13 protein-coding genes and 1 pseudogene are annotated in these 8,701 nt (G+C 68.1%); 3 read left to right on the top strand and 11 right to left on the bottom strand.

Features of this window, described 5'->3' with window-relative positions; all coding sequences use genetic code 11:
- The 11 genes and pseudogenes from HKK72_RS31855 to HKK72_RS31805 all read right to left on the bottom strand — a co-directional run.
- Positions 1 to 427: pseudogene (locus HKK72_RS31855) on the bottom strand (site-specific integrase); the annotation flags it as partial.
- Positions 424 to 618 carry a helix-turn-helix transcriptional regulator gene (locus tag HKK72_RS31850; protein ID WP_187238143.1) on the bottom strand — a complete coding sequence of 65 codons (195 nt, stop codon included), beginning with the start codon at positions 616 to 618 and terminating at the stop codon, positions 424 to 426. The pseudogene HKK72_RS31855 and the gene HKK72_RS31850, both read right to left, overlap by 4 nt.
- Complete coding sequence (locus HKK72_RS31845; RefSeq protein WP_187238144.1) at positions 615 to 1,976, bottom strand: replication initiator; 1,362 nt, start codon at positions 1,974 to 1,976, stop codon at positions 615 to 617. The genes HKK72_RS31850 and HKK72_RS31845 overlap by 4 nt, the downstream gene beginning before the upstream one ends.
- Positions 1,977 to 2,138: 162 nt before the next feature.
- On the bottom strand, positions 2,139 to 2,324 hold the full coding sequence (locus HKK72_RS31840) for a hypothetical protein (RefSeq protein WP_187238145.1): 186 nt from the start codon (positions 2,322 to 2,324) through the stop codon (positions 2,139 to 2,141).
- A 133-nt stretch (positions 2,325 to 2,457) separates the two neighbouring features.
- Positions 2,458 to 2,829, bottom strand: a complete 372-nt coding sequence (locus tag HKK72_RS31835) for a hypothetical protein (RefSeq protein ID WP_187238142.1) — start codon at positions 2,827 to 2,829, stop codon at positions 2,458 to 2,460.
- A gap of 18 nt (positions 2,830 to 2,847) precedes the next feature.
- Positions 2,848 to 3,600, bottom strand: coding sequence for a DUF2637 domain-containing protein (locus HKK72_RS31830; protein ID WP_187238141.1), 753 nt, complete (start codon positions 3,598 to 3,600; stop codon positions 2,848 to 2,850).
- Entirely contained in the window at positions 3,597 to 3,872 is a 276-nt protein-coding gene (locus HKK72_RS31825; protein WP_187238140.1) for a hypothetical protein, read from the bottom strand. Before HKK72_RS31825 ends, HKK72_RS31830 begins: the two co-directional genes overlap by 4 nt.
- Positions 3,873 to 3,963: 91 nt before the next feature.
- The gene (locus HKK72_RS31820; RefSeq protein WP_187238139.1) at positions 3,964 to 5,328 is read right to left on the bottom strand and encodes an FtsK/SpoIIIE domain-containing protein; all 1,365 of its coding nucleotides are present in this window, start codon (positions 5,326 to 5,328) and stop codon (positions 3,964 to 3,966) included.
- Between the two features lie 11 nt (positions 5,329 to 5,339).
- Complete coding sequence (locus tag HKK72_RS31815; RefSeq protein WP_187238138.1) at positions 5,340 to 5,687, bottom strand: hypothetical protein; 348 nt, start codon at positions 5,685 to 5,687, stop codon at positions 5,340 to 5,342.
- Positions 5,688 to 6,018: 331 nt separating this feature from the next.
- Positions 6,019 to 7,221 (bottom strand): helix-turn-helix domain-containing protein, encoded by a 1,203-nt coding sequence (locus tag HKK72_RS31810; RefSeq protein WP_187238137.1) that lies wholly within the window; start codon positions 7,219 to 7,221, stop codon positions 6,019 to 6,021.
- On the bottom strand, positions 7,218 to 7,526 hold the full coding sequence (locus HKK72_RS31805) for a putative quinol monooxygenase (protein WP_187238136.1): 309 nt from the start codon (positions 7,524 to 7,526) through the stop codon (positions 7,218 to 7,220). The genes HKK72_RS31810 and HKK72_RS31805 overlap by 4 nt, the downstream gene beginning before the upstream one ends.
- A 159-nt stretch (positions 7,527 to 7,685) precedes the next feature.
- Here HKK72_RS31805 and HKK72_RS31800 point away from each other — a divergent pair, with 159 nt between their 5' ends.
- The 3 genes from HKK72_RS31800 to HKK72_RS31790 are packed head-to-tail and all read left to right on the top strand — an operon-like array spanning position 7,686 to position 8,619.
- Positions 7,686 to 8,081, top strand: a complete 396-nt coding sequence (locus tag HKK72_RS31800; protein WP_187238135.1) for an ATP-binding protein — start codon at positions 7,686 to 7,688, stop codon at positions 8,079 to 8,081.
- Positions 8,078 to 8,347 (top strand): hypothetical protein, encoded by a 270-nt coding sequence (locus tag HKK72_RS31795; protein ID WP_187238134.1) that lies wholly within the window; start codon positions 8,078 to 8,080, stop codon positions 8,345 to 8,347. Before HKK72_RS31800 ends, HKK72_RS31795 begins: the two co-directional genes overlap by 4 nt.
- Positions 8,344 to 8,619 (top strand): hypothetical protein, encoded by a 276-nt coding sequence (locus tag HKK72_RS31790; RefSeq protein ID WP_187238133.1) that lies wholly within the window; start codon positions 8,344 to 8,346, stop codon positions 8,617 to 8,619. Before HKK72_RS31795 ends, HKK72_RS31790 begins: the two co-directional genes overlap by 4 nt.
- The last annotated feature ends 82 nt before the right edge of the window (positions 8,620 to 8,701 follow it).

Here is an 8,701-nt window from a genome sequence, read left to right as displayed (position 1 = left end):
GCTCACGGCGCGGCGGATTGAAGGCGTGCCGCAACAGGACCCGCCGCAGAAGCTTCGCGTCAGGCTCTCCCGTGACGTCCTTGACCAGCACAGCGGTGACCGTGGCCAGCGCGTCAAGCAGACCCTCCCGGGTCTTCGCCGGATGGCGTGGCCATTTCAGATCGACGTAGTCACGGGCAAGCTCGTACCACGTGATCGGGGACGCCTGCCGCAGCATGGACGCCGGGAGCCCGGTCGCGATGTCGAACGCCTCACCTTGCTTGGCGGCCTGCCGCAGATCCGACAGGAAGCTCTCGGCCAGGGCCTTGGTGCGCCGTGACCGCGATTTCTCTCTGCCGCCGACCACCCAGCGGATCTCATAGGACGGTGTCCTGCTGGAGCCGTTGCGCCGCACGCCCCAGAACTTGACGTCCGTGCTGGTGTTCATGCAGCTTCCCGCAGGCCCTCAAGCCAGCCCGTGAACTCGCTTCGCCAAACGCGGATCTCGCCGTTCGGCAGCTTTATCCCAGCCGGCGCACGGCCAATCTCACGCCAGCGGTAGAACGTCCGGCGGGACACGCCGCCAAGCTCTTCGAGGATCTGGTCAACGCCCATCAGCTCGTCGCGGTGCCGAGTCATACGGATGCTCCTTTAAGCGCGGTGGGGCCGAGCGGGGGCAGCGGTTTTCCGGTGAGTGCGGCGGTGAGGATGGCTTCGCCGGGGGTGAGTCCTTGGCCGAGGTAGCGCCAGTCGGCGATGACGAGCACCTGGTCCTCGTCGTCGAAGGGCAGCCGCCCGGTGGTGATGTGGTGTTCGCGCTGGTTGTGCTCGATCCGGGCGGCCCGCAGTGTGCCGAGGGTGGTGGAGTAGCGGCGGGATTTGGTGGAGAAGTGGCCGCGGAAGCCGAGCATGTGAGCCCACTCGGACAGCCGGAGGTCGGCCAGCTCCGGCAGTGCGCCAAGACGCAGGCACTCGGCGATCAGTCGCCGGGCGTGGCCGGTTACGGGGAGGTCGGTGAGTTCGTCGGTGGCGCGTAGTCGGCGGTCAAGGGTGCCGACGCACTCGGCGGCTTTGGTGGCGTATTTGGCGATGTATCCGGCCACAGCTTGGTCGGTGAGTTCCCCAGTGGTGGTGATCGGGCGTACGTCGACTTGGGAGCCCCATGCCAGCGAGCGGCTCGGCAGGCAGGCAGCGGCCGGAGTCGAGACCGTGACCGCGCTGGCGGCCTGATCAACGGCGTCGGCGAGGACCTCGTGTGTGGCCCAGGCAGGCGGTGGAGATGTCGGCCCGTCTGGTCCGTCGAAGCGGATGACGGCGTGGAAGTGGACGACTCCGCGCCGCTGGTATTCGGCGACCTTGGCGAACGACACGGTGAGCACGTCGCGGAGTTCCCGCACGAGGAGCCCCCCGGTTTTGGCGACGCGGCGCCTGAGGGCGAGGGTGAAGCGTCGCCAGAGTTCGGGGGCGAGTGCGTTGAACAGGACTGAGCCGGTGGTGTCGTAGCAGTCGGGGCACAGTGGTTCGCCGAGCTTGTGGTCATCGGTGGAGTGCCGGGTGGCGCAGGACAGCACCCGCCCGTGCGGGCATGGTGTGGCGTTGCGCCGGGGGTGGCACGGCTGGGCGGTGCCGGCCTTTTCCCGCCGGGCGTGGACGGGCCCGAAGGAGGGCGCGGTGAGGGTGACGAACGCGGCCGGGTGCTGGGTGACGCTGTCTGGGACGCCTTTGCCGCCGACCAGGCCCGCGCGTACGAGTTGGTAGGTGTCGGCCCGGTAGACCTCCGCGCAGGCCGGGCAGCGGGACGCGCGCCGGGTCTTGCACGCCACCCGCAGCACCCCGCCGGGTTCATGAAGGGTGGAGTAGCGGTGCAGCAGTTCCCCGGTCAGGGGGTCGCGGTAGTCGACACGTCCCCTCAGGTGGATGGGTTGGGCGCATCCTCCGGTCGCGCGAGCTCGGGCGGCCCACCGGGCGTAGTCAGGCCGGTTGGCGCGGGCGGCCATGTCGCGGGCGGCCATGTCGCGGGCGGCGAGCGGGGTGAGGGCAGGGTGGGGCACGATGGGTCTGGTCTCCTGTCCCGTTGTGGTGACGGTTCAAGGGGGTCGGCCCCGGTGTGGGTTGTGTGTGCTTGGCGGCTCGTACGGCCACACCGGGGCTCTTACGGGTTAGAGCGCGGACACCAACCGCGCCAGAGCGTCGGCAGCGGCTGCCAGACCGTGGAGCAGGGCTTTGGTGGTGTGGGCTGCGTTCACGGGGTGGCGCAAGACGTAGAGGGCGAGCACCAGCCAGAAGGTGATGAAGGCGCAGCGGCGGACGAACATCTCCCTGGTCCTTTCTGTGGTGGTCAGCAATGACCGGCGCCGTCGCAGTGCAGGCAGGTATCGCCGTGGGAGTCGATTCCGGTTCCGCCGCAGTGGCAGCACTGCCAGAGCCGGACCGGCGGGACCAGTGCCGGGCGGTCCTGGTCTGTCTCGTCGGTGGGCATCAGGCGGCTTGGTCGTCGAGGGTGATGTTGTTGCGGTAGCTCATCCGCGCGTCGTGGTCGGCGATGGCGCGGGAGGGGACGTGCACGGCCCGGTAGGTGATGCGGCCGAAGGTCTTGGCCACCCGGTAGTGACCGCCGTAGGCGGTGTCGTCACCGACCTTCGAGCCCAGGGCAGTGGCGATGCGGTCGACCTCAGCCCGTGCACACGCGTCGGTGCGGTCTCGGATGAACAGGGTGAACTCTGCGCCGTATTCGTCGACGGGGACGGCGGGGTTGTGCTCGAGGAAGTCGGCCAGGGCGCGTAGGCCGGAGACGGTCTGGTGACGGGCGAACAGATCACCCGGGACGATCGGGTTCGGCTGAAGGACCATGGTGATCTCTCCCTTGGTTCAGGTGGTGTCGGTGCGGATTTGGCGGAGGAGGTCGGAGGCGAGTTGGTTGGAGACGCCGAGTCGTGCGCGTAGTGCGTCGCGGGTGATGGGTCGTCCGTGTTTGGTGTGGTGTTCGGTGGCGACGCGGTGGGCGAACTCGACCAGCGCAGCCGCCGGACCAGCCGACGAGGAGGAGGCCGGTGCCGGGGACGCGGCCGAGATGGGGGTCCCGTCCTGGGTGGTGTGGTCGGTGGGGACGGCGGCGGCCAGCTCGGGACGGGCCCCGTCTGAGACCTCAGGGGACGGGGACGGTGGGGACGGGTGTCCGAAGGACGGCGGAGGAGCCATGACCGGCGAGGACGAGACGGCGGGACCCGTCCGAGTTCGGGTGTTGGATGCTCGGCGTTCGAGCATGGACACGGCGACCAGGAACGCACCGGCCGGTGTGGCTGCCGATAGCCATCCCCAGACGGTGGGTTGGGCTTGGGCGAGGTTGGCGGCCAGGGAGAGCAGGATGCCGCCGACCAGGACCACCGTGGGCCACGACAGCCGGGCCGTTGGTCGGTCGGTGCGCTTGTCGCGCTGCCTTTCCCGTGCGGCCATGACGCAGGTGAGGTCGATGCAGACGGCGACGGCCCAGGCCATCCAGCCGTGCTGGCCGTGTTCGGTGGCGGTGTCGCGGATGTGAGTGAACGACCCAGCCGCCGCGATGGCCGCCAGGATCACCACCGGCCCGGAATCGGCGACCGCCGCCAACGACCGCCGGCTCACGCAGCTTCACCGGTGATGTCGGCGAGCAGCGCGGCCAACTCAGGGTCACACCGGTGAGCCTCGGCCAGTTCCTCCCCCTCCTCCAACCGGTTCGACAGGACGGTTTCGGTGCACCGGCGGCAGGCGACGACATACAGCTCTCGCGCCTCGTCCCACTCCACCGACACCCGCTCGTCCAGTCCGGGGACGACCGAGGACGGGGACGGCGACGGGGACGGACGGGTGGGGACGCGGCGGGGACGGGGACGGAGCGCGATCACACGGGCGGGCATGGCAGCCTCCAGAACGGTTTCAGGCATGAGGGAGGTATGGACGTGGCGTGATCAGGGCTCACACCGAGCCGCTAAGGGGATGAGGGTCGGGTTATGCGGCTTGCTCGCCGGGCCAGTCCGGCAGCGCCGTGGGCGGTCCGCTCATGAGGGAGGCCCAGGAGGGAGTCAGATGCGCGAAATCGCGGGCGGCCTGCTCGGCCTGCTCTTCGGAGACGTAGACCGAGCGGGCACGATGCCAGGACCCGTCCTGCCCGGCCACCACGCAAACACCGGGAGTTTCCGCAGGGATCGCGCGTGCGGCGTCCAGGGCGGCAGGGTCCATGTCGCCCAGGGTCATGGTGGCGGTCTCGGGATCGTTGACGCGGTGGCAGACCCGCCCGGACAGTTGAGAGCGCAGAGCGGTGACGCCAGGTCCGAGGTCGGAGCCGATCCGCTGCCCGCACACGATCAGGTACACCGCGAACGCCCGGCCCAGTTGAGCCACCCGCAACAACGCGGTGCCGGTCTTGGCCACCTCGTCCTTCTCAGCCCGGTCGGCCATCAAGAACAGCTCAGCGACCTCATCCACCAGCACCACCACCGGCACCGGCCGCAGCTCCTCGGGCAGCTTCCACACGTTCCGCGCCCCGCGCGCCTTACACGTGGCCATACGGTTGCCGAGCTCACCCACCAGGTCATCGAGCAGAGCAACGCACTCGGTGCGGGTGGTGGCCAGAGCCGACAGGCGCGGGGCGTAAGGGGTGAACTCCACCCCGCCCTTGAGATCGAACCCCACCAGCGCCACCGGCTGCGGTGACAGGCCCTTGATGATGGCGTTGGCCAGGTTGGACTTGCCGGATTGGGTGGCGCCGGCGTTGAGCCAGTGCGGGATCGTCTTGAGGTCCATCACCCAATCCGACCCGTTCTCCAACTTCCCCGGCCGCACCGTCAGCAGCTCCCCCGTTTCCGGGGTCACCGACACGGTGGTGAGCGGGTCGCGCATCGTCGCCAGCAGCGTCACCCGACCAGGTGTGAAGCCGACGACCCGGACGGCGTGGACCCGCCAGGCGTGCGCCAACCGCTCAGAGGCCTTGGCGTAGTCGTCGGGGACCTGCCCGTCATCCAGGCGAACCCGCACCCGCCACCCCAACACGGTCGGACGCAGGACACCCAGGCGGGGAGGGCGCTCCACGTCCACGCGGCGTAGCCGGCGGCGCTGCTGCACCACGGTCGCCGCCGACCGAGCCGCCGCCCCCACCACTGGGAGCGCGTCCAGGGTGAGACGCAAGCGCCGACGCTTGCGAGACAGCCCGCACCCGGACGCGACATGCGCCCACGTCAGATACACCCGTGCGGCCTTGACCGGGAACTGCACCCCGTACCAGAACGACACCGGGTGCCAGCGCCGCCAGGCCCACAGCCCGGCCGCCGCAGCGGCCAGGGCCATGGGCACCAGGTAGACAGTCGCATCGTTCATCGCCGACCGCCTCAGGCAACCGCGACAGAGGGAGCGGCGGGAACGATGGAGGCGGCCCGGTAGGCGATCCCCCACCGCTTCTCCCCGTCCCGGATCTGCTCCCAGGGGAATCCGATCAGCCCGACCGGGGTGACGATCTGCCCGAGGGTGACCTGTGGGTCGCCGGAGACGTTGACGTTGATGATCTCGGCGCGGCCGGTCGCCTCGTCGGCCACCGACAACCCGACCTGAAACACCGTCCGGCCCTGCTTGTCGATCTTGACCTGACCGGTCTCCTGGCTGACCAGACGCGGACGCGGGGCCGACACACACACAAACGACAACGCGGTGATGTCGACGGGGATGGGGATGTTGCGCATGCTGAGTACACCTCTCGTCAGCCCGGTATCCGGGCATGTGGTTGACGAGGGAGGACCGGCGGTGTCAGGGCGAAGGCGGTAGCATCGAAGCGCCAACTCGCGGTGCTTACCGCATTCGGCCTGGGCGGTTCTCCCGCTCAGGCCGCTTTCATGTGCGGCCTGTGAGCGCGTTCCTAGAGCGGCCGATCTTGTTGTTCTTGCCCCTGAAACGCGTGAAGCGTTCGTGTCGGGCTGTCACCCCCTCGTGTGGGAGAGCTTCACCGTCGACATGAACGCTACCGCGTACTCGCAGTACTTACTAGTACTTTTCGTATCAGGACACGTACTTTTTCTACGCCCCTACCCGGTCTGCGAGTTCTCGCAGGTCAGAAGCAGGGGGTTCCTGCATAGTGAGCAGGTCGGAGATGAGCTGCCGGGCGGTCCGATGGTTCTGGAGCTGTTCGGGCGTGATGAGTTCGGCATCGAGCAACGCCCGGGTTGCTTCGGTGACCTGCCTGCGCTGGGCGTGGGCGCGGGCGACATCGATGAGCATCCGGGCGCGGCGCTCGACCGATAGGCCGGCGGTGTCGATCTGGGAGGCGACGCGCAGGGCATGGCCGGCGTCTCCGAGTTCCACGGCCACGGCGATCTCATGCAGCCCGACGTTGGCAGGTCCGAACTCGGTGTTGTAGTCGTTACGGCCATCGCCGAGTCGGCCGGCCATGTCCTTGGCTCGGCTGAGATGGCCGTAGGCAGCGGTGGCGTCATTGAGACGAGACGCGGCGACCGCGCGTTGCAGAGTGAGGCCGCCCCATAGCGACATGACTTCGGGCTTGCCCTGGTCGGCGAGGAACCACAGGGCCTCTGAAGCGGTCCGAGCGGTCTCTTCTACCTGGTCGAGATGCCGGGCGCCCAGGAACACGAACCCGAGCCGGAAGGCGCCGGCGGCCATCAGCAAAGGGTCGCCCGCGCGTTCAGCGGCGACCATCGCCCGGTCAGCGGCGATCCACGCCGCTTCTGGCTCGGCGAGCTTGGCCAGCGCCGCCGAGCACGCCTGATAGGTGGAGGCCAGCAGCTCGAAGAGTTCCGGTCGCCGATCTTCGGGCGCGGAGCGCACCGCGGTTTCCAGCGTGGGTATCAGGTCCCGCAGCAGCTCGGTCAGTTCCACGTACCGGGCGGCATGGGTCAGCTCCCAGGCCTTGGCGACCTTCTCTTGGACGTGATTCCTAAAGGGCACAGACGGGGCGTGGAGCATCGCTTGCAGCGAGTGGGCGCCCGACAGGACCAGACGCAGGCCCGCGGCGCCGGGTAGTTCCTCGGCGGCGGCGGCCACCACGGGCGCTTCCGCCGCCAGTTCCGACAGCGGAACATCGAGGGCTTCGGCGACCGTCTCCAGCACCGACATCCGGTCGACCTTGCGGACGCCGCGTTCTACCTGAGACACCCATGCCACCGACCGGTCCACGAGCCGCGCCAACTCCGGCTGGGACAGGCCTCTCCGCTTGCGCTCCTGGGCGATCTTGCGTCCCAGAGCACGTTGGTAGTCAGTGCTCACCCGCCAGTGCCCTTACCGGTCTCCAGAGTCAACCAGTCGACCTCGACCGAGGCCAGGAGATCCTCACGGGTGGCCAGGAACCGCTTGGTGTGCTCCTGGCTCTCGTGTGCGTCGAATCCAGCCCGGTCGGTGTACAGCTCGTAGAACATCCGCTGGAGCGGTTCGCCCTCTACCCGGTGGACCGCGTAGACCAGCGTCCCGGGTTCGTGCTGCTTGATCTGCGGCACCGTCTCCGCCACTACCTCATCGAACGCTGCGGCGCTCGCCTCGTCCTTGCAGGTGAACCGGACAACCAGAGCGAACATTCGGCGCCTCCCTTTCTCCTCAGACTCTCACGAGATCAGTACTTATTGTGCGGCACACGTACACCGAACTCCTTGTACCTGAACTACTATACCAGTACTTTAAGTATCGATCTATAGCGGAGATCGGCCGTGACCTGCGCGATCATGAGGTGAACACTGATGGACACCACCGACCACACCGGCACCGACACGCAGATACACGCGCGGTCCTTTCCCGGAACCCGAGATCAGATCCGGACACTCCGCCGCTTCATCCGCGAACACCTCCCCACACAGCCCGACGCCGAACTCATCGCCAGCGAGCTCGGCACCAACGCCATCGAGCACACCCGCAGCGGTCGACCCGGCGGCGTCTTCCGCGCCCGCATCCACAGTCGACCCGACGGGACCGCCCGCCTAGAGATCGAAGACGACGGCGGCCCCGCCCTCTTCGGGCCTTGCACCCATGGCCGCGAAGGCGGACGCGGCCTCATCCTCGTCGCCGCCTACACCACCGCATGGGGCGTCACAGGCGACCAGGCCGGCCGCACCACCTGGGCCGAACTCCCCAGATGAACACCACCATCACCGTGTGGATGGACCCCACCCCGGGACTTCAGACACTGCGCGCGACCTTCCCCCACTGGGGCTTCCTCTACAACCCCTTCGCCTACCAATGGCTCGCCATCCGCGCTCAGCACCCCACCCTCAGCGCCGACACCCCCGAAGACCTCGCCCGCGACCTCGGCCGCTACGAACAGCAGGCAACCAAACCCCCAGCCGGCCACTTAATGCGGGATCAGAACCACCAGACGACCAACGCACAGCAACAGCGCGCATGAGCGAACTCCCACGCGTGGTGTTCCTCCTGGTCTGGGAATCCCAGACCGCCGGAGACGCCCTGTGCAAGCTTCTCGACGAACTCGCCACCCTGCGGGATCAGGCCGATCTACGCCGACGATGGGCCGACGACTGGAGACGCAGAGGCGATCACCTCATGGCGATGCGGTGCACAGACTGCGCCGAAGGCATCGAATACGCCGCCTTCGGCATCGAGGAAGCCCTCTTCGAAGCACTCGACCTCTGGCAGCAGTACGAACAGCAAGACCCATAACGACGCCCCAGAAGTCGCCCAGTCTCACCACATGCTTTACAGGTCACCAGCAAGCACATGCATCCTGACCTGGTGGTTGTAC

The organism is Actinomadura sp. HBU206391 (genome assembly GCF_014323665.1).
GTDB lineage: Bacteria > Actinomycetota > Actinomycetes > Streptosporangiales > Streptosporangiaceae > Actinomadura_C.
Note: the sequence above shows the minus strand (reverse complement) of the source record. Positions and strands in the feature narration are given on the sequence as shown.

Coding starts and splice junctions, on each gene's coding strand:
- HKK72_RS31850 (WP_187238143.1), bottom strand. CDS start 618: ATGACTCGGCACCGCGACGAGCTGATGGGCGTTGACCAGATCCTCGAA.
- HKK72_RS31845 (WP_187238144.1), bottom strand. CDS start 1,976: ATGGCCGCCCGCGCCAACCGGCCTGACTACGCCCGGTGGGCCGCCCGA.
- HKK72_RS31835 (WP_187238142.1), bottom strand. CDS start 2,829: ATGGTCCTTCAGCCGAACCCGATCGTCCCGGGTGATCTGTTCGCCCGT.
- HKK72_RS31825 (WP_187238140.1), bottom strand. CDS start 3,872: ATGCCCGCCCGTGTGATCGCGCTCCGTCCCCGTCCCCGCCGCGTCCCC.
- HKK72_RS31820 (WP_187238139.1), bottom strand. CDS start 5,328: ATGAACGATGCGACTGTCTACCTGGTGCCCATGGCCCTGGCCGCTGCG.
- HKK72_RS31815 (WP_187238138.1), bottom strand. CDS start 5,687: ATGCGCAACATCCCCATCCCCGTCGACATCACCGCGTTGTCGTTTGTG.
- HKK72_RS31805 (WP_187238136.1), bottom strand. CDS start 7,526: ATGTTCGCTCTGGTTGTCCGGTTCACCTGCAAGGACGAGGCGAGCGCC.
- HKK72_RS31800 (WP_187238135.1), top strand. CDS start 7,686: ATGGACACCACCGACCACACCGGCACCGACACGCAGATACACGCGCGG.
- HKK72_RS31795 (WP_187238134.1), top strand. CDS start 8,078: ATGAACACCACCATCACCGTGTGGATGGACCCCACCCCGGGACTTCAG.
- HKK72_RS31790 (WP_187238133.1), top strand. CDS start 8,344: ATGAGCGAACTCCCACGCGTGGTGTTCCTCCTGGTCTGGGAATCCCAG.